This window comes from Saccharothrix sp., from assembly GCF_031180885.1.
In the GTDB taxonomy this organism is placed as follows: Bacteria; Actinomycetota; Actinomycetes; order Mycobacteriales; family Pseudonocardiaceae; genus Actinosynnema.
Genome location: NZ_JAPSLK010000067.1, coordinates 1 through 19,346 on the forward strand (window position 1 = coordinate 1; position 19,346 = coordinate 19,346).

The 19,346-nt window shown below is 70.3% G+C and carries 12 protein-coding genes and 1 riboswitch; of the genes, 6 read left to right on the forward strand and 6 right to left on the reverse strand.

The features are described from left to right. Positions 1-662: 662 nt before the first annotated feature. Positions 663-865, forward strand: a riboswitch (cobalamin riboswitch). 41 nt (positions 866-906) lie between these two features. Further along, on the forward strand, positions 907-3,255 hold the full coding sequence (locus tag RIN75_RS38630) for a ribonucleoside-diphosphate reductase subunit alpha (RefSeq protein WP_309117065.1): 2,349 nt from the start codon (positions 907-909) through the stop codon (positions 3,253-3,255). After that, positions 3,255-4,250 carry a ribonucleotide-diphosphate reductase subunit beta gene (locus tag RIN75_RS38635; protein ID WP_309117066.1) on the forward strand — a complete coding sequence of 332 codons (996 nt, stop codon included), beginning with the start codon at positions 3,255-3,257 and terminating at the stop codon, positions 4,248-4,250. The genes RIN75_RS38630 and RIN75_RS38635 overlap by 1 nt, the downstream gene beginning before the upstream one ends. A gap of 48 nt (positions 4,251-4,298) precedes the next feature. On the opposite strand, the gene RIN75_RS38640 is transcribed toward RIN75_RS38635, so the two are convergent. The 3 genes from RIN75_RS38640 to RIN75_RS38650 all read right to left on the reverse strand — a co-directional run bounded on the left by RIN75_RS38640 (position 4,299) and on the right by RIN75_RS38650 (position 8,167). Continuing rightward, positions 4,299-5,390, reverse strand: a complete 1,092-nt coding sequence (locus RIN75_RS38640; protein ID WP_309117067.1) for a cellulose binding domain-containing protein — start codon at positions 5,388-5,390, stop codon at positions 4,299-4,301. A 28-nt stretch (positions 5,391-5,418) separates the two neighbouring features. Then, positions 5,419-7,035: a cellulase family glycosylhydrolase gene (locus tag RIN75_RS38645; RefSeq protein WP_309117068.1), complete on the reverse strand. Its 1,617-nt coding sequence runs from the start codon at positions 7,033-7,035 to the stop codon at positions 5,419-5,421. 115 nt (positions 7,036-7,150) lie between these two features. Then, a complete protein-coding gene (locus RIN75_RS38650; protein ID WP_309117069.1) occupies positions 7,151-8,167 on the reverse strand; it encodes a LacI family DNA-binding transcriptional regulator in 1,017 nt (338 codons plus the stop codon). Between the two features lie 102 nt (positions 8,168-8,269). On the opposite strand from RIN75_RS38650, the gene RIN75_RS38655 reads away from it, so the two are divergent. Continuing rightward, a complete protein-coding gene (locus RIN75_RS38655; protein ID WP_309117070.1) occupies positions 8,270-9,241 on the forward strand; it encodes an alpha/beta fold hydrolase in 972 nt (323 codons plus the stop codon). Between the two features lie 593 nt (positions 9,242-9,834). On the opposite strand, the gene RIN75_RS38660 is transcribed toward RIN75_RS38655, so the two are convergent. The 3 genes from RIN75_RS38660 to RIN75_RS38670 are packed head-to-tail and all read right to left on the reverse strand — an operon-like array spanning position 9,835 to position 16,150. Further along, complete coding sequence (locus RIN75_RS38660) at positions 9,835-12,849, reverse strand: glycosyl hydrolase 115 family protein (protein ID WP_309117071.1); 3,015 nt, start codon at positions 12,847-12,849, stop codon at positions 9,835-9,837. Beyond that, positions 12,846-15,167, reverse strand: a complete 2,322-nt coding sequence (locus RIN75_RS38665; RefSeq protein ID WP_309117072.1) for a glycoside hydrolase family 3 N-terminal domain-containing protein — start codon at positions 15,165-15,167, stop codon at positions 12,846-12,848. Before RIN75_RS38665 ends, RIN75_RS38660 begins: the two co-directional genes overlap by 4 nt. Next, positions 15,158-16,150, reverse strand: coding sequence for a LacI family DNA-binding transcriptional regulator (locus RIN75_RS38670; protein ID WP_309117073.1), 993 nt, complete (start codon positions 16,148-16,150; stop codon positions 15,158-15,160). The genes RIN75_RS38665 and RIN75_RS38670 overlap by 10 nt, the downstream gene beginning before the upstream one ends. 239 nt (positions 16,151-16,389) lie before the next feature. On the opposite strand from RIN75_RS38670, the gene RIN75_RS38675 reads away from it, so the two are divergent. From RIN75_RS38675 to RIN75_RS38685, 3 genes are read left to right on the forward strand one after another with little or no spacing between them, the layout of a single operon-like run. Then, entirely contained in the window at positions 16,390-17,649 is a 1,260-nt protein-coding gene (locus RIN75_RS38675; RefSeq protein WP_309117074.1) for an extracellular solute-binding protein, read from the forward strand. Further along, positions 17,649-18,503 carry a sugar ABC transporter permease gene (locus tag RIN75_RS38680; RefSeq protein ID WP_309117075.1) on the forward strand — a complete coding sequence of 285 codons (855 nt, stop codon included), beginning with the start codon at positions 17,649-17,651 and terminating at the stop codon, positions 18,501-18,503. Before RIN75_RS38675 ends, RIN75_RS38680 begins: the two co-directional genes overlap by 1 nt. Then, positions 18,500-19,318 carry a carbohydrate ABC transporter permease gene (locus RIN75_RS38685; RefSeq protein WP_309117076.1) on the forward strand — a complete coding sequence of 273 codons (819 nt, stop codon included), beginning with the start codon at positions 18,500-18,502 and terminating at the stop codon, positions 19,316-19,318. The genes RIN75_RS38680 and RIN75_RS38685 overlap by 4 nt, the downstream gene beginning before the upstream one ends. The last annotated feature ends 28 nt before the right edge of the window (positions 19,319-19,346 follow it).

The following is a 19,346-nucleotide window of genomic DNA, read 5'->3' on the forward strand; positions in this document are numbered from 1 at the left end:
GGTGGATCGGGGCCGCGACGCGGTGACAGCGAGGCGGGCGCAGGTTGGCGGGCGCAGGTTGGCGGGCGCAGCGCGGCGGGCGCGGCACGGCGGGCGCGGCGCGGCGGGCGCAGCGCGGCGGGCGCGGCACGGCGGGCGCGGCACGGCGGGCGCGGCACGGCGGGCGCAGCACGGCGGGCGCGGCACGGCGGGCGCGGCGGGTGGCGCAGTGCCGGGGCGGCGGTGCAAGGCGGCGGGCGGGGAAGCGGCCGGTGGTGGCGGGGTGGGTTGGGGCGAGCCGGGCGGCGAGGCGGCAGGGGCGGCGAGGGTGGCGGTGCGGCGACGGGGCGCGGTGCCGGTGGGGGCGGCAGGGGCGAGGGGCCGGCGCGGCGAGGGGCATGGTGCCGGTGGGAGGCGAGGCGGAGTGGAGTGGCGCGGTGGTGGCGTGGTGAGGCGGCGGGTAGTGGCGAGGGAGGGGCGGGGGTGGGAGGGAGATCGGGGTCGGGGGGTGGTGGGTGGGCGTCCTGCCGGTGCCCGCCCGCTCCATATCACGGGACGTGTGAGGGATGGGGTGGTTCCGGATTGTGCATGTCGCTCGATCGGGTGGTCCCGGCGCGCATAGCAGATTGGATCTTTTGGACACACCACCTGGGAGCCATTCACAGGCCGCACCACAACATGTAGTGTCCAGCCCCGCTGGTGGTTCACCGTTCTAGCCGGTGACGTGAGAGGGAACCCGGTGCGAGTCCGGGACTGCCCCGCAGCGGTATGTGGGAACGACCGCCGTCAAACAAGCACTGGGCGCCCCCGCCTGGGAAGCGACGGCCAGTAGGTCTGTGCACGGCGCCCGCGAGTCCGAAGACCTGCCACCGGTGCGCGTGTCGGAACCCCGGCGCGCGGCCTGGTCCTGCTCACGAGGAGAGAGCCTTGACCGTTGTCGACGCGCGGCCCCTGGACGGCCTGCGTCTTGAGTTGGCGGCACTGACCACCGACCTGCCCGACGTCCGGCCGGAGCACGTGCTGCGGGTGGTGGAATCGGGAACCCACACCGATGCGGATGCGCGCGACCTGGCGATTCGGGCCTCGGCCGCGTTGACCGCCACCGACCCGCAGTACTCCAAGCTCGCCGCCCGGCTGCTCGCCCGCGCCATCCAAGACGAGGTGGGCGCGCGGAGGTTTTCCGAGTCGGTGGCGCTGGGTGCCGGAACCGGGTTGCTGTCCGAACGGCTCGCGAGCTTCGTCGCCCGCCACGCGAACGAACTGGACGACACGATCGACGAAGCAGCCACGGACCGGTTCGAGTACTTCGGCCTCAAGACCGTCTACGACCGCTACCTGTTGCGCCACCCCGAAAAGCGCACAGTCATCGAAACACCCCAGCACTTCTTCCTGCGCGTCGCCTGCGGCCTGTCCGAAACCGTCGACGAGGCCCGAGAGCTGTACACCCTCCTCTCCCGCCTCGACTACCTCCCCAGCTCCCCCACCCTCTTCAACGCCGGCACCCGCCACCCCCAACTGTCCTCCTGCTTCCTCGTCGACTCCCCGCGCGACGAACTGGAGTCGATCTACCACCGCTACGGCGAAGTCGCCCGGCTGTCGAAGTTCTCCGGCGGCATCGGCATCTCGTGGACCCGGGTCCGCTCGCGCGGCTCGCTCATCCGCGGCACCAACGGGCGGTCCAACGGCATCGTGCCGTGGCTCCGAACGCTGGACGCCTCGGTCGCCGCGGTCAACCAAGGTGGTCGGCGCAAGGGCGCGGCGTGCGTGTACCTCGAACCCTGGCACGCCGATGTCGAAGAATTCCTCGAACTCCGCGACAACACCGGCGACGAGGCCCAGCGCACGCACAACCTCAACCTGGCCCTCTGGGTGCCCGACGAGTTCATGCGCCGCGTCGAGGCCGACGCCCCCTGGTCGCTGTTCGACCCCAAGGACGTCCCGCACCTGACCGACCTGTGGGGCCCGGACTTCGACGCCGCCTACCAGAAGGCCGAACGGCAGGGCCTCGCCAAGCGCACCCTCCCCGCCCGCACCCTCTACGGCCGCATGATGCGCACCCTCGCCCAGACCGGCAACGGCTGGATGACCTTCAAGGACGCCGCCAACCGAACCTCCAACCAGACCGCGGTCCCGGGCAACGTCATCCACCTGTCCAACCTGTGCACCGAGATCCTGGAGGTCACCAGCGACGACGAGACCGCCGTGTGCAACCTCGGCTCCATCAACCTCGCCCGCCACGTCGCACAAGGCGGCATGGACTGGGACCGCCTCCGCACCACCGTCCGCACGGCCGTGAAGTTCCTCGACCGCACCATCGACCTCACCTACTACCCCACCCCCGCGGCCGGCGGCGGCAACCGGCGCTGGCGACCGGTCGGCCTGGGCGTGATGGGCCTGGCCGACGTGTTCTTCCAGCGCAAACTCCCGTTCGACTCGCCCGAGGCACTGGAGCTGTCGACCAGGATCGCCGAGGAGATCGCGCTCACCGCCTTCGAGACCTCCGCCGACCTGGCCGAGCGCCACGGCCCGCACCCCGAGTTCGGCGCGACCCGGGCCGCCCGCGGCCAACTCCACCTCGACCACTTCACGCACGCCCGACCGTTCCAGCCGGACCGCTGGCAGCGGCTCCGCGAGAAGATCGCCCGCCACGGCCTGCGCAACTCGCTGATCGTGGCCATCGCGCCCACCGCCACCATCGCCTCCATCGCGGGCTGCTCGGAGTGCATCGAGCCGGTGGTGTCGACGCTGTTCAAGCGCGAGACCCTGTCCGGCGAATTCCTCCAGGTCAGCCCGTACCTGGTCGACGACCTCAAGGCCCTGGGCCGCTGGGACCAGGCCACCCGGGACGCCATCAAGCAGGCCGACGGCTCGATCCAGGCCCTCGACCTCCCGGCCGACCTCAAGGTCCGCTACCGCACCGCGTGGGAACTGCCGCAGAAGGCGTTGATCGACCTCGCCGCCGCCCGCACCCCGTACGTGGACCAGAGCCAGTCGCTGAACCTGTTCTCGGCGGCACCGACCATCGGCAAGCTGTCCTCGATGTACGCCTACGCCTGGCGCACCGGTCTCAAGACCACCTACTACCTCCGCTCCCGCCCCGCGACCCGAATCGCCCAGACCACCGTGACAGCCCAGACCACCGTGACAGCCCAGACCACCGTGACAGCCCAAACCACCGTGACAGCCCAAACCGCAGTGCCGGCCCAAACCGCAGTGCCAAGCACACCGAACGCCTGTTTCCTGGAGAACCCGGAGATCTGCGAGGCCTGCCAGTGATGCTGCTCGACCCCGGCATGGACCTCACCCTGCGCCCCATGCGCTACCCGGACTTCTACGAGCAGTACCGGGCCGCCATCCGCAACACCTGGACGGTGGAGGAGGTCGACCTCGTCGCCGACGTCGCCGACCTCGACCGCCTCACCCCCGGCGAGCACCACCTGGTGAAGCGGCTGGTCGCGTTCTTCGCCACCGGCGACTCGATCGTGGCCAACAACCTCGTGCTCAACCTCTACCAGCACGTCAACGCGCCCGAGGCCCGCCTCTACCTGTCCCGCCAACTGTTCGAGGAGGCCGTCCACGTCCAGTTCTACCTGACCCTGCTGGACACCTACCTGCCCGACCACGACGAACGCGCGCAAGCGTTCGCGGCCATCGAGCACATCCCGTCGATCCGGGCCAAGGGCGAGTTCTGCTTCAAGTGGATCGACTCGATCAACGGCCTGACCGAGCTGCGCACCCGCGACGACCGGCGCGCGTTCCTGCTCAACCTGATCTGCTTCGCCGCGTGCATCGAGGGCCTGTTCTTCTACGGGGCCTTCGCCTACGTGTACTGGCTGCGCTCGCGCGGCCTGCTGCAAGGCCTCGCCACGGGCACGAACTGGGTGTTCCGCGACGAGTCGATGCACATGAACTTCGCGTTCAGCGTCGTGGACACGGTCCGCGCCGAGGAACCCGACCTGTTCGACGACGCGTTGCGCGCCGAGGTGACCGCCATGCTGCGCGAGGCGGTGGAGGCGGAGTTCCAGTTCGCCCAGGACGTCTGCGGCGACGGCCTGGCCGGCATGAACGCCCGTGACATGCGCGAATACCTGTCGTACGTGGCCGACCAACGGCTGGTGCGACTGGGCGTGGACCCGGTGTTCGGCGCGTCGAACCCGTTCCCGTTCATGGAGTTGCAGGACGTGCAGGAGCTGACCAACTTCTTCGAGCGGCGCGTGTCGGCCTACCAGGTCGCGGTGTCGGGCACGGTCTCGCTGGACGAGGAGTTCTGACGGCGGCGCTGCCGGTTGTGCGGCGGGCGCACAACCGGCAGCGTCCACTCAGGACAGACCGCAGATCGGCGAGGGGTTCCAGCCGGTCGGATCGCCGTTGATGATCAGCCCGGCGGTCGCCGAGCCGCCGGGCACGACCAGCGCGTTCCAGCCGGCGTGGCGGACGGTGACGTCGAGCCCGGACTGGCTGACCGTGCCGTTCCACGCCTGCGCCACGGACATGCCCTGGGCCAGCGTGAACCGGACCGACCAGGTGGACACGGCGGTGGTGCCCCGGTTGGTGAACGTGACCTCGACCTGGAACCCGCCCGGCCACTTGTTGACCACCTTGACCACCGCATCGCACGCCGAGCCCGGCGACGTCGTCGTGGTGGTCGTGGTGGTGGTGGACGTCGGGGTGGTGCCGTTGAGGGCGTTCACCACGGCGGGGAACCACCGGCCGGCGATCTTCCGGTCACCGGACGCGTTGGGGTGCACCCCGTCCCCGGTGTCGGCGGACGTGGAGAACCCGGTCCACTGGTCCACCACGGTGACCGGTGACCGGGCGGTGGACTTCGCCGCCGCCCACCCCGGGATCGCCGCGTTCAAGTTGACCACCCGCTGCCCGCAGTCAGCGCAGTTGGCCGGGTTCATCGGGATGATCTGCGCGACGAGCACCTTCATGTCCGGGTTGTCCGCGCGCATCTGGTCGACGAGCTTGCCGAACGCGGCCAGGATCGTCGCGGGTGACCGGTTGTTCCAGACGTCGTTGGTGCCGAAGTGCATCAGCACGACGTCCGGGTGGGTCTGCGCGAGCCACCCGACGAGCTGGTTCTGGTCGGCCACGTTGGTCGCCAGGAACCCGCCGTGCCCCTCGTTCTCGCCGTCGTACGGGAACCCGCAGCCCTGCGCCGGCAACGTCCCCACGAAGTCGATGTTCGTGTGGCCCGCCGCGCGCAGGTCCCGGTCCAGCAACGCGCGCCAGCAGCCGGGTGACCCGGTGATCGAGTCACCCAACGCCATGATCCGCACCGGCTCCGCCGAAGCACCGCCACCGGCCTGCGCCACCGGAGCACCACCGGCCGACGCCACCGGAGCGACGCCACCGGCCGGCGCGGCCACGACCAGGGCGACGACCGCGGCCAGCGCCCCCACTAACACGGCTAAAGCACCGCTTCTCCGCATGTCGTCACCCCACCGTGCAAGCAGAGCCGTTGAGGGTGAACGCGGTCGGCACCGAGTTCGCGCCGTTCCACGTGCCGATGAACCCGAAGCTCACCGACCCCGCCGGCGGGATGTTCGCCGTGTAGGAGGCGTTGGTCATGGTCACGTTGCTGGACGCCTGCGTATAAGTGGCGCCCCAGCTTTGCGTGATCGTCTGACCGTTCGAATAGGTCCACTTCAGGTTCCACCCGTTGACCGCGGCGGAACCGGTGTTGGTGATCTTGACGTCACCCTGGAAGCCGCCCTGCCACTGCCCGACGACCTTGTACGCCACCGCGCACGACCCGCCGCCGCCACCGGGCAACGTGGTCACCGCGACCGTGCCCGACCGGGTGGACCGGTTGCCGGCGGCGTCGCGCGCGTAGACCGCGAACGTGTAGGACGTGGCGGCCGACAAGCCGGTCACGGTCGCCGAAAGACCACTGGCCGACGCCGCCGGGGACTCGGTGGTGCCGCTGACGCGGACCACGTCGTAGCCGGTCACGCCCACGTTGTCGGTCGACGCGGTCCAGCTCAGCGTGACCGAGTTCGAGGTGACGCCGGACGCGGTGGGGGTGCCGGGGGTCGTGGGCGGCTGGTTGTCGCCGCCGCCACCGCCGAAGACCGTCGCCTCGCGCGAAGTCGCCTTGATGCCGTTGGCGCCGTTGAACGCCCGCCGGCCCCACGGCGACAGGTTCGCCGGGTCCCAGTTGACGGCCAGGTCGAGGTACTCGACGCCGCCGCCGTTGCCCGACCACGACCAGGCCAGGTAGCCGATCCCGCGCTGCTGGGTGGTGGCGAAGATGGTGTCCTCGTCGGGGTTGCCGTCGGAGTGGTCGTGGCCGAACTCGCCGACGACGATCGGCAGGCCGGCGGTGACGAACCGGCCCAGGTAGTCGTTGATCTCGGCGGCGGTGTCGAACACGCCGTACATGTGGATGGAGAACACGATGTTCTTGGCCGGGTCCGCGGCGAACACCGAGGCGGCGTTGTCGCGCATGGTGAACGACCAGTCCTGGCCCCAGTTCGGGGCGTCCAGCATGATCGTGTGCTGGAATCCGGCCGCGCGCAACCGGGCGACGGCGTCCTTGTTGTCGGCCGCCCAGGTCGCGTAGCCCTGGTTGCCGTACGGCTCGTTGCCGATGTTGAGGATGACGTACTGCTCCTGGCCGACCAGCGCGCTCTTGATGCCGATCCAGTAGTCGACGGCCTTGGCCAGGCTCACCGCGCCGCTCTGCTCGCCGTAGCCGGTGGTGTCGTGCACCTCCAGCACGCAGATCAGCCGGTTGGCCTTGCACTGGCTGACGACGGTGGAGACGTCGGCCGAGTCGTTGCGCGTCCACCGGTCGCCGCTGGAGAGCACGACCCGGACGGTGTTCGCGCCCAACGCCTTGACGTCCTTGAGGGCCTGGGCGGTGCGGCTGGTGTACCAGGTGTGGGCGTGGTTGACGCCGCGCATGACGAACTCGTTGCCGTTGGCTTCGTACAGCTTGCCGCCGCTGACGTAGAACCCGGTGGCCGCCGACGCGGGCGGCGCCGCGGTCAGCAGGGAGAGGACCATGGCGGCGATGGCGGCGCCGACCACGGTGAATCTTTTGCGCATGGTGTACCTCGCGTAGTTGTCGACACTGACACGGGCGAGCGCAGGGCAGCGCTCCCACACCAAAGCAATTAACCGCTTAAGTGTCAACGGGCGGGCTACGCGGGCACTCCCGGGATCAGGCGACAGGCCCCGTGCTCGACCTCGGCACCAGCTCGGGATCGGAGGTCTTGACGTGCTCGACGTCCTCCCCCGCGATCACGTCGAGCAACAACCGGACCGCCGCCGCGCCGCGCTCCGCGATCGGCCGCCGCACCGCCGACAGGGCCGGCCGTACCAACCGGCACAGCGCCGAGTCGTCCCACGCCACCAGCGAAAGCTGCCCCGGCACCGACAGCCCGAGTTCGTGCGCCACGCCCAGGGCCGACACCGCCATCACGTCGTTGTCGAACACCAGCGCGGTCGGCGGGTTCTCCCCGGTCAGCACCCGCCGGGTCACCCGCGCCGCCGCCTCGTCGGAGTAGTCCGTGTGCACGATCCGCGCTTCGCCCAGCCCCAGCCGCGCCGCCGCCGTGGTGAACGCCCGGGACCTGGTCTGGGTGTGCACGAACCGGGTCGGCCCGGCGACCCGGACGATCCCTCGGTGCCCGAGCGCGACCAGGTACTCCAGCACCTCCGCGACCGCGGCCTCGTCGTCGGTCCACACGCACGGCACGTCGTCCACCACCGGCTCGCCCAGCACCACCGCCGGCAGCCGCAACTCCCGCACCAACTCGACCCGCGGGTCGTCTTCCACCAGGTCGACCAGCAGCACGCCGTCCACCCGCCGCTCGGCCCACCAGCGCCGGTAGGCTGCCAGCTCGGCCTGCGCGTTATCGGTGACCTGCAACAACAACGCGGTCGGCCCGCCCGCCAACGCACCCTGGATGCCCGCGATCAACTGCATGAAGTACGGCTCGACGCCGATCACCCGGGCCGGCCGGTCCACCACGAGCCCGATGGCGTTCGCCCGACCGTCGCTCAACGACCGCGCCGCGCTGCTGGGCACCCACCCGAGCCGGTCGGCGATGTCCATGATCCGCCGCCGCGTGGGCTCGGACACCCCGGGCCGGTTGTTGAGCGCGTACGACACCGCACCGGTCGACACACCCGCGGCCTTCGCGATGTCCGAGATGGTCGGACGCTTAGCTCCCACCGCGCCTCCTTGCCAGGGTGATCGCCGAGTCTAGACCGGCCGGGTGTCCGGATGCTCCACTACTGCGGTTAATCGCTTAACCGTAGTGGAAGGGATGCCGAGGTGCCCTGGTTCGACCTGCCGGAAGCCGAGCTGAAGACCTACCGCACGCCCACCGAGGAGCCCGAGGGCCTGGACGCGTGGTGGCAGACCCGCCTCGCCGAGTCCCGCGCGCAGGCCCAACCCCCGACCCTGACGCCCTACGGCACGGACACGTACGGTCCGCTCCCGGTCTGGGACGCGGAATTCTCCGGTGCGAACGGCGATCGCATCAAGGCCTGGTACCTGCGCCCGCCGACCTCTCGCGCCACCGACCGACTCCCGACCGTCGTGACCTACATCGGCTACGGCGGCGGCCGGGGCCTGCCCGTGGAGCACGTCCTCCTCGCCACCGCCGGCTACGCGGTCTTCGCCATGGACACCCGGGGTCAGGGCGGTCGCTGGTCCACCGGCCAAACCCCGGACCGCGCCGACGCCGGCCCGGAACACCCCGGCGTGATGACCCGGGGAATCGCCACTCCGGAGACCTACTACTACACCCGCTTGATGACCGACGCCGCCCTGGCCGTAGAAGCGGCGGCGTCTTTGGACGGCGTGGACCCGACCCGCATCGCGGTTTCGGGCGGCAGCCAAGGCGGCGGCTTGGCCCTCGCCGCGGCGGCGCTGAAGGGAGACGCCGTGCGCGTGTGCCACGCGGACGTGCCGTTCCTGTGCGACTTCCAACGGGCGATCACCATCACGGATGCCGACCCGTACGCGGAGATCTCCCAGTTCCTGGCCCACCAGACAACCTTGATCCCCGCCGCCCTCAACACCTTGCGGTACGTGGACGCGGCCCTGCTCGCCCGCCGGATCACCGCGACGACGTTGATGAGCGTGGGACTGATGGACGAAGTCTGCCCGCCGTCCACGGTTTACGCGGCCTACAACGAGATCCAGGCACCCAAGACCATGGCGGTGTTCCCGTTCAGCGGCCACCAGGCTCCGCGAACCCACGACGAAACCAAGCTCCGCCACCTGCACGCCCACCTCTGACGCAAGGCCCACGTGCGTGCGAAGCGCGCACACAGCCCAGCTTCGTGTCATCCCCGTATGGCCTGCCCGAAGGGCTACCGCGCTTCGGGTCGGGTGGAGTCAAAAAGTTCTGCGAGGCACGAGCAGAAGGTTTTGCGGAACCCGGCCCGAAGTGTGGTTGGCTCCGCCAGGCCATACGGGGATGACACGAAGCCCACCCACCCGACAGGCAGCCGACCTGGGATCATCCTTGGCGGCCTGCCCGCCGGTGAGGCTCTTTTCTCCTTTGGGCTCGCTCCGCTCCGCTGCTCACGCAACGCGCTCCGCGCTGCTTGAGGAACGCGCTTCGCGCTCTTGAACGCGCTTCGCGCTCTCAAGATGAAACGCGGGCTTGGGAGGCCACCGGAGGGGGGAAGGACTGCGGTCTCCCTCCGCACGGCCTGCCGGAGGGAGACCGAAGCCCTTCCCTGGGCTGCTCAGCCCTGTCAGAAGCAGCGCCTGCGGCGCGGCGAGCGGGTGCGTGGCGCGTTGAGCGTGGCGTGGCGTGGCGTGGCGTGAAAGCAAACGGGCCGTGAGGGGACCACCGCCATAGCCCCCTCACGGCCCTACCCCGGTCAGTGGACGCGTTTGCTCTCCGGTGGCCCCAGGTAGCTGGGCCTGAGGCCGCCCGTGTCCACGACCAGCTTCTGCACCACCACCGTCGGGTCCACCATCCAGAACTTCAGGGTGTGGACGCCGGCACCCAACTCGTGGCGGGTGGCGGTCCGGTTGACGTTGTCGGACGTGTTGCGCTCCCACTGCTTGTTCATCGTGGTGTCGTTGGCCCCGGTGGTCGCGGTGATGTCCACGACCCGCGGCGCCTGGTCGTCGAACGACAGCGCGTACCGCAGACCCGACCCCGCGAGCACCGGGTTGCGCGGCGACAGGTAGGCCCACACGGTCACCGGCCCACTGGTCTTCAACGTCACCTCGTACTCCAGTCGCGGCCCGTCCGGGTTGCGGCTCGGCGCGGTGACCGGGAACGGCTCGACGCCGTCGCCCGTGCGCCCGAGGTCGTGGATGACCTGCCAGCGGACACCGTCACCGCCGACCATCCGGGTCGCGTGCGCGGCCTCCATCGACACGTACCCGTTGGCCTCGACGAACCCGCGAGGCCGCAACGGCGTGTTGTCCACCACCGCGTCCACGCGCACGGTCCGGCCGGCGCCGGTGATGGTGATCGGAGTCGTCGTGCGACCAGCCGGCGCCTTCGACCAGTCGACGCGGACCTGCAAGCGGGTCTGCTCCGTGACAGTCCCCTTCGGACGGTCGATCTGCACCCACGGCTCGCTCGTCACCGAGTACGAGAACGGCACCGAACCCCGGTTGAACACGTCCACGAACTGACCGGGCTGGGACTGCCACCGGCTGAACTCCGGCAGCACCGCGGCCGACGACGACGCGGGCCACCACTGGTCCGACCCGTCCACCGCGACACCCATCTCGGCCACCGCGGGCAGCGAGATCCGCTTCACCGCCGGGAAGACCTCGTCCGGCAGCGCCTCGTGGTTCAGCTCCGGCTGCTGCCAGGGCGCGTTCGACCCGTACCGCGCGACGTCCCCGTACCCGATCTTCGGCTGGGTCTGGAAGCCCTGCCACTTCCCGCCCGCGAGCACGTTGTTGTAGTAGTCGGACATCGCCTGGTCCTCGGCGAACCGCGCCTCGGTCTCCGCCGCCAACGCGTTGGCCGAAGCGCGCCCCTGCGCCACGTAGAACAGGTTCTTGAACTCCGCCAACCGCAGCGCGTACAGGTTCGCCGACGCCTTCACCTGGTAGTACACCAACTGGTAGTAGGCGTCCTGCAGGTACGCCGGCAGCGACCGCTTGATGCGTTCGGCCCGCTCGGCCAGCTCCTGCCACTCCGCGGTGACCCGTTCGATCTCCTGGTAGTCGGTCAGGCTGAACGGCGTGGCCTGGTCGTCGTACACCACCGTCGTGCCCTCGCCGCTGATCTTGCGGTTGAGCAGCTCGGGCTTGCGGTCGGACTGGAGCTTCGAGTAGTCCCGCAACACCGACGCGATGCCGGCCGCCCGGGTCGCGCCGAAGTTCTGCGCCGCGTACCGCCGCTCCCACTCCCCCAGCTTCTCCAGCGGCCACCGGTTCGGGTTCCAGGCGTAGTCGAGGAAGAACTGCAACGGCATCTCGTTGTTCTTCAGGTCCCCGACGTTCACCACCCACAGCCGGTCGACGCCGTACTGGTAGGACTGGTTGAGCTGGTCCCACACGTTGGGCAGCAGGTTGGTGTCCACCCACTTGTAGTTCCGGCCGCCGCCCACGTAGTCGAAGTGGTAGTACAGCCCGTACCCGCCGGCCCGCGGCGGCAGGTCCTTACCGGGCAACTTCCGCATGTTGCCCCAGTTGTCGTCGCAGAACACGACGGTCACGTCGTCCGGCGGGCGCAGCCCCTGGTCCCAGTACCGCTGGACCTCCTTGTAGAGCGTCTGCACCTGCTGCACGTCCGACATGCCCTCCCGGGCCAGGATCTCCCGCTGCGAGGCCAAGATCTCCTGCATCAGCTCGATGCCGTCGCCGTCGGGCAGGCTGACGTCGCCGTTGCCGCGCATCCCGAGGGTCACCACACCCTCGAAACCCTGCTCCTTCATGCGCTTGACGCCATCTGTCCAGTACTGCTTGATGGCCGCCTGGTTGCGCCGGAAGCTCCAGTCGCCGTTGCCGCCGTACGGGTCCGAGACACCGGGCCGGGCGTGCCGGTTCCACTCCTCGATGCCGCGCATCATCGGCGCCTCGTGCGAGGTGCCCATGACGACGCCGTACTCCTTGGCGGTCTGGTGGTTCAGCGGGTCGTCCTCGGCGAACGCCCGGCCCCACACCGCCGGCCACAGGTAGTTGGCCTTGAGCCGCAACATGGTCTCGAAGACCTTGGCGTAGAAGTGCCGGTTGAACCCGTTCGGGTGCCCCGGCGCGGAGCCGCCGCCGAAGTACCGGGGTGCCCAACGACCCAGTTGCGGGTTCTCGTCGTTGATGAAGAACCCGCGGTACTTCACCGCCGGCGTGCCCTGGCTGTGCCGCCCCGGCAGCACGTGCAGCTCGGTCCGCTTGCGCGGCTGGACGTCGTCCCAGAAGTACCAGGGCGACACCCCGATCTCCCGCGACACGTCGTAAGCGCCGTAGATGGTGCCCCGCTGGTCACTGCCCGCGATCACCAGCGCCCGCCGCACCCCCGGCAGGGGGTTCTGCACGACCTGCTGGACCGAGGTCTCCCACATGCCCCGCAACCCCGACACGTCCAACTTGCCGCGCCGGACCAGGTCGTCCACCAGCGGGCTGCGCCCGACCGTGCCGACGATGACCGCGCCGTCCACGACGTCGTCGCGCACGACCGGTTTCACGCCGGTCACCCGCTCGACGTCGTCCCGCAGGTCGCCGACGACCCGCACCACGCCGGGGAAGTCCGCCGGGCTCACCACCAGGGGAGCCACCTTCCCCTTGGACGCCAACGGGAACCGGCTCGGCCCGCCGACGTCGACCACGTACCCCTCGACCCGCGACTGCGCGACCGGCTCGGCCGCCGCCGTGGGCACCGCCGGCACGAGCAACGCCAAGGGCAGCAACAGGGACAACACCTTCATCGGCCACCTCGGTGTGGCGTGGTGTCGACCGGGGTCACCAGCACGCGGTCGTGTCCCACGACCCTGGGTTCTCCGCTGAGCTGGACCGACTTCTCCCAGCGGATGTCCTCGCTCGACGTGCCGACCAGCAGCCGCAGCTCGCCCGGCTCGACGACCCGCCGCCCGTCCCGGCCGGTGAACGACGTCCGGTCGGCGTGCAGCCGGAAGGACACCCGCGCCGCCTCACCCGCGTCCAGCTCGACCCGGGCGAAGCCGACCAGCTGGCGCACCGGCCGGGTCACGCTCGCCACCGGGTCGTTCAGGTACAGCTGCACGACCTCGGCCCCGGCCCGCGACCCGGTGTTGCGCACCACCGCCGAGACGACCACTTCACCGTCGGACGGCAGGGAGTCCCCGGCCTCGAACTCCGACAGCTCGAACGACGTGTACGACAGCCCGTGCCCGAAGGGGAACAACGGCGACGGGTCCACCGAACTGATCCCGCCCGGCCCGCCCAGGATCGGCCGCAAATAAGTCGTGGGCTGCCCACCGGACCCGCGCGGCACGCTGACCGGCAACTTGCCCGAAGGGTTCACCCGCCCGCTCAACACCCCGGCGACCGCGCCCGCGCCCTCCTCACCCGGGAAGAACGCCTGCACCACCGCCGCCGGCGAGTACCCGCCCAGCGCGTAGGGCCGCCCCGACAGCAGCACCAGCACAACCGGCTTCCCACAGGCCAGCAGCGCGTCCAGCAGCTCGCCCTGCACGCCCGGCAGGGACAGGTCCTCGGCGTCGCACCCCTCGCCCGACGTCCCCCGTCCGAACAGCCCCGCCAGGTCGCCCAGCACCGCCACCACCACGTCCGCGTCGGACGCGACCTCGACCGCCGCCGCGATCCCGGACCGGTCGTCGCCGGAGACCTCGCAGCCCTTCGCGGTCACCACGTCCACCGCGGGGAACTCCGCCCGGAACGCCTCGACGAACGTGGCGATCTCGATCCCCAGCTCCACCTCGGGGTGCTGGACGCCCACGTGGTTCGGGAAGGCGTAGCAACCCATCAGCGACAGCACGTCGTCCGCGCACGGTCCGACCACCGCGACCTTCGAGGCGTTCAGCGGCAGGACCCCGCTGGAGTTCTCCAGCAGCACCACTGACCGCTCCGCCATGTCCCGCGCCAGCTCGCGCAGCGCCGGCGGGTCCAGGTCGACCGGCTCGCCGCGCACCACCGCGGGCGACTCCGGGCTCCAGTCGGGGTCCAGCAGCCCCAGCTCGCACTTCTGGGTCAGCACCCGGGTGACCGCGCGGTCCACCAGCGCTTCGGACACCGCCCCGGTCCGGACCATGTCCGCCAACGGCGGCCCGTAGCATCGCACCGAAGGCAGTTCGACGTCCACACCGGCCGCCAGCGCCAGCCCCGCGGCCTCCCCCGGCGACCCCGCCACGCCGTGCGCGGTCTCCAGGAACGACACCCCGAAGTAGTCCGCGACGACGACCCCGGTGAAGCCCCACTCCTCCCGCAGCAGGTCGGTCAGCAGGGACGAGTCCGAAGCCGGCGGCACCCCGTCCACCTCGGCGTAGGAGTGCATGACCGACCGCGCCCCGCCCTCCCGCAACGCCATCTCGAACGGCGGCAGCACGACGTCGGCGAACTCCCGCCGCCCCATCGAGACCGGCGCGTGGTTGCGCCCGCCGCGCGAGGCCGAGTACCCGGCGAAGTGCTTGAGGGTCGCCACGACCCCGGTCGACTCCAGCCCGCGGGTGTAGGCCGCGCCGAGCAGCCCCACCAGGTACGGGTCCTCGCCGATGGTCTCCTCGGTGCGCCCCCAGCGCGGGTCGCGCGTCACGTCCAGCACCGGCGCCAACCCCTGGTGCACGCCGACGTCGCGCATCGCGAGCCCCACCTCGCGGGCCATCCGCTCCACCAGGGACGCGTCGAACGACGCACCCCACGCCAGCGGCGTCGGGAACACCGTCGCCCGCCACGCGGTGAACCCCGACAGGCACTCCTCGTGCGCCATGGCCGGGATGCCGAACCTGTTGTTGGCGACCAGCTTGCGCTGCGTCTCGGCCAGCACCCGGGCGCCCACCAGCGGGTCCACCGGCCGGGTCCCGAACACCCGGGTCAGCTGCCCGAGGCCCGGCTTGGTCAGCTCGTCCCACGGCGGCAGCGGCTCGGCGAACTCGTGCTGGGCCGGCGCGACCTCCTCGTCGTCCTCCGTCACCCCCACCCACACCCCCACCAACTGGGCCAGCTTCTCCTCCAGGGTCATCTCGGCCAGCAGCGCGGCGACGCGCTCGCCGGTCGGTCGGCCCGGGTCGGCCCAGGTGTTCACGTGCACGGAGGCTCCTTCGTTGACGATCGGACGACGAGTTCGGTGGCCAGTTCCACCCGTTCGGTCTCCACCGGGCGACCCGCGATCAGGTCCGCCAGCATCCGCCCCGCGTGCCGGCCCATCTCGGTGAGCGGCTGGCGGACGGTGGTCAGGGCGGGCGACGACCAGACCGCGACGGGTAAGTCGTCGAACCCGACGACGCTGAGGTCGTTCGGCACGGACAGGCCCGCGACGCGGGCGGCCTCGATCACGCCCAGCGCCTGCTCGTCGTTGCCCGCGAACACGGCCGTGGGCCGGTCCGGCAGGCGCAGCAGCTCCGTGGCGCACCGGAAGCCGCCCTCGTGCTTGAAGTCGCCGTGGCGCACCAGGGCGGGGTCGAACGGCAGGCCGGCGCGGTCCAGCGCGGCGCGGTAGCCGTCCACCCGGGCCCTGCTGCACAGCATCCCGGCCGGTCCGCCGATGACCGCGACCCGCTGGTGGCCCAGCCGGATCAGGTGCTCGGTGGCGGCCAGGCCGCCCGCCCAGTTGGTCGCGCCGACGCTGGGCACGTCGGGGTTGGGCAGGTCCACCGGGTCGATCACGACGACCGGGATGCGCGACCCGGCCAGCACCCGCCGGTCGGCGGCGGTGAGCTGGGAGGTCACCAGCAGCGCGCCGGCACGCTTGGCGTCGACCAGGGAAGCGGCCCACGAGGAGTGGCCCCGCTGGCCGGCGGCGGAGGACACCACCACGTGCAGGCCGCTGTCCACCACCCCGCGGATGATCTCGACCGCCCACGGGCTGTCCAGCGCGGTGAACACCAGGTCCACCAGGAGCTGCCCGGACGCCCGCCGGGCGCCCACCGGGACGTAGTCGTATTCGGCCAGCAGGCGCCGCACTCGGGCCCTGGTCTCGGGTCCGACGTCGTCCTTGCCGTTGAGGACTTTGGACACCGTCGGGAGCGACACCCCGGCTGCCGCGGCGATCGTGGCCAATGTGGCTCGACGCATGCAGCGATAGTATCGAAACCAGATCGAAACTCAATAGCGTTGACCCGACCAGCGGAAACCCCTGGAAAACGTCTCAATACGACACGCCAAGGTGACCCTTGACACGCGCTGTTCACCTCCCTAGGGTTCCCGCAAGTCGTGGATGTTTCGAAATGTTTCGACGCCGCGAACAATCCGCAGCGTGGCAGAAGGGTGGCGGTCGCATGTCCCGCCGATCATGGATGCGTCCCCTCATCGCGATGGGGCTCGTCGCCATGGCAGCAGTGGTGTCCGCGTGTGGCACGGCCGGTCCGGCCGAGCCCGGCGCGGGTGGGGTGAAGGTGTGGGCGCTCCAGGACCCCGTCCTCAACCCGATCGAGCAGAAGTCGATCGACTTCTTCAAGTCCGGCGGCGGCAACGCGTCGCTGGAGACCTTCGGCAACGACCCGTACAAGCAGAAGCTGCGGGTCGCGATCGGCTCGCCGAACGCACCGGACGTCTTCTTCAACTGGGGCGGCGGCAACCTCAAGGAGTACGTCGACGCCGGCAAGATCGCCGACCTGACCCCGGTGCTGGACCAGAACAGCGCGCTCAAGAACGCGTTCCTGCCCAGCGTGCTCGACGGCGCCAAGATCGACGGCAAGTACTACGGCATCCCGATGCGGGGTATGCAGCCCGTCCTGCTGTTCTTCAACAAGGAGGTCTTCGCCGCCGCGGGCGCGCAGCCGCCGAAGACGTGGGACGACCTGCTGGCGCTGGTGGACACCTTCAAGGCCAAGGGCGTGCAGCCGATCGCGCTGGCCGGCTCGCAGGCGTGGACCGAGCTGATGTGGATCGAGTACATCCTGGACCGCATCGGCGGCCCGGAGGTGTTCCGCAACATCCGCGACGGCAAGGGCCAGGGGTGGAAGGACCCGGCCGTGCTGGAGTCCTTGAACAAGCTCAAGGAGCTGATCGACCGGGGCGGCTTCGGCACCAACTTCGCCTCCGTCGGCTACGACGTCGGCGGCGCGTCGACGATCCTGGCGCAGGGCAAGGCCGCCATGCACCTGATGGGTTCCTGGGAGTACGTCAACCAGCTCGGACAGAGCCCCGACTTCGTCAAGAAGGGGTCCCTCGGCTGGGTGGCCTTCCCGTCGATCCCCGGCGGCAAGGGCGATCCCGGCAACGTGGTCGGCAACGCCAGCAACTACTACTCGGTGACCTCGGGCTCCTCCCAGGTCGAGGCCGCCAAGAAGTTCGTCTCCACCGCGCTGCACGAGGACTCCTACGTGCAGGCGCTGATCGACGCCGGTGACGTGCCCGCGGTGGTCGGGGTCGAGGAGAAGCTGGCCAAGGCCGCCAACTCCGAGTACACGACGTGGATCTACGGCCAGGTCAAGGGAGCCAAGAGCTTCCAGCTGTCCTGGGACCAGGACCTGCCCGCTGAGAAGGCCACGGCGATGCTGACCCAGCTGCAGGAGTTCTTCCTGGGCAAGGTCTCGCCCCAGCAGTTCGTCGACGCGGTGGCCGCGCGCTGATGCGAACGCAGCGACCGTCCGGCTGGTACGCCGTCCCCGCTTACGGGTTCTTCGCGCTCTTCGCGGTGCTGCCCATGGTGCTGGTGGTGTACCTGAGCTTCACGTCGTGGCAGGGCCTGGGCACCCCGGTGCCCAACGGGACCGCCAACTGGTCCCGCCTGATCGCCGACGGGGAAGCCCATGCCGCCGTGGGGCGGACCGTGCTGCTGATGGTCGTGTCCTGGCTGTTCCAGACCCCGATCGCGTTGCTGATCGGGGTCTGGGCGGCCGGGCCGCAGCGGTCCCGCGCGGTGCTCAGCTCGATCTTCTTCCTGCCCCTGCTGCTGTCCACGGCGGCCATCGCGCTCCTGTGGCAGGCGCTGCTGGACCCGAACTTCGGCATCGCGGCGGGCGGCACGCAGTTCCTGGGTGATCCCGACATCGCGATCTACACCGTGGTGTTCGTGATCTCCTGGCAGTACATCCCGTTCCACACGCTGATGTACCAGGGCGCGGCGCGCGCGATCCCGGCGTCGCTGTACGAGGCGGCGACCATCGACGGCGCGTCCCGGCTGGGCAAGTTCCTGCACATCACGCTGCCCCAGCTGCGGTACACGCTGGTGACGTCGTCGGTGCTGATGCTCGTCGGTTCGCTGACGACCTTCGACACCGTCCTGATCCTCACCGGCGGCGGCCCGGGCACGGCCACCCGCATCCTGCCGCTGCACATGTACATCACCGGCTTCAGCGGCTTCGAGATGGGCTACGCGAGCACCATCGCCGTGGTCCTGGTGGTGCTGGGCACCGCGCTGTCGGTGGCGGTCATGCGCTGGAGCGGCTTCCGCGCGATGAGCAGCCAGCAGGAGGGCTCGTGAAGTCACGTCCGAACTGGCCCGCCGGGCTCTTCGCCCTGCTGTGGCTGGTGATCGTCGTCGGACCGCTGTACTACGTGGTGACGGCGAGCCTGCGCACCCGCCAGGACTACCTGGGTTCGCACCCGCTGGAGTTCCCCGCGTCGCCCACTTTGGGCAACTACGTGACCGTGGTGGAGGGCGGGTTCGGCCAGTACCTGGTGAACAACATCATCGTCACGGTCGCGACGGTGGCCATCGTGCTGCTGGTGGGCGTGCCCTGCGCCTACGCGGTCGTGCGCGGCACCGGCCGCTTCGTCCAGCGCGGCTTCACGCTGCTGCTGATGGGCCTGGCGATCCCCGCCCAGGCCACCATCATCCCGGTGTACCTGCTCATCACCCGCATGCACCTGTACGACAGCCTGACCGCGATCATCCTGCCCACGGCCGCGTTCGCCCTGCCGGTGGCGACCCTGGTGCTCACCAACAGCCTGCGGGACGTGCCGGCCGAGCTGTACGAGGCCCAGGCGATCGACGGGGCGGGCCCGTTCCGGGTGCTGGTGAGCCTGGTGCTGCCGCTGGCCAAGCCCGCGATCATGACCGTGGTGGTGTACACGGCGCTGAACGCGTGGAACGGCTTCCTGTTCCCGTTGGTGCTGACCCAGTCGGAGTCCAGCCGGGTGCTGACCCTGGGGTTGTGGAACTTCCAGGGGCAGTTCGGGACGAACGTGCCGGCGCTGATGGCGGCGGTGCTGCTGTCCGTGCTGCCGATCTTCGCGGTGTACCTGTTCGCGAGGCGCTTCCTGCTCAGCGGCCTGACCGCGGGCTTCGGCAAGTAGTCCGGACCCGGGGGCCTGCCTTCCCGGT

Bases quoted from the DNA above. Each gene is read 5' to 3' on its own strand.
- RIN75_RS38635 (WP_309117066.1), top strand. From the start codon at position 3,255: ATGCTGCTCGACCCCGGCATGGACCTCACCCTGCGCCCCATGCGCTAC.
- RIN75_RS38645 (WP_309117068.1), bottom strand. From the start codon at position 7,035: ATGCGCAAAAGATTCACCGTGGTCGGCGCCGCCATCGCCGCCATGGTC.
- RIN75_RS38660 (WP_309117071.1), bottom strand. From the start codon at position 12,849: ATGAAGGTGTTGTCCCTGTTGCTGCCCTTGGCGTTGCTCGTGCCGGCG.
- RIN75_RS38670 (WP_309117073.1), bottom strand. From the start codon at position 16,150: ATGCGTCGAGCCACATTGGCCACGATCGCCGCGGCAGCCGGGGTGTCG.
- RIN75_RS38675 (WP_309117074.1), top strand. From the start codon at position 16,390: ATGGGGCTCGTCGCCATGGCAGCAGTGGTGTCCGCGTGTGGCACGGCC.
- RIN75_RS38680 (WP_309117075.1), top strand. From the start codon at position 17,649: ATGCGAACGCAGCGACCGTCCGGCTGGTACGCCGTCCCCGCTTACGGG.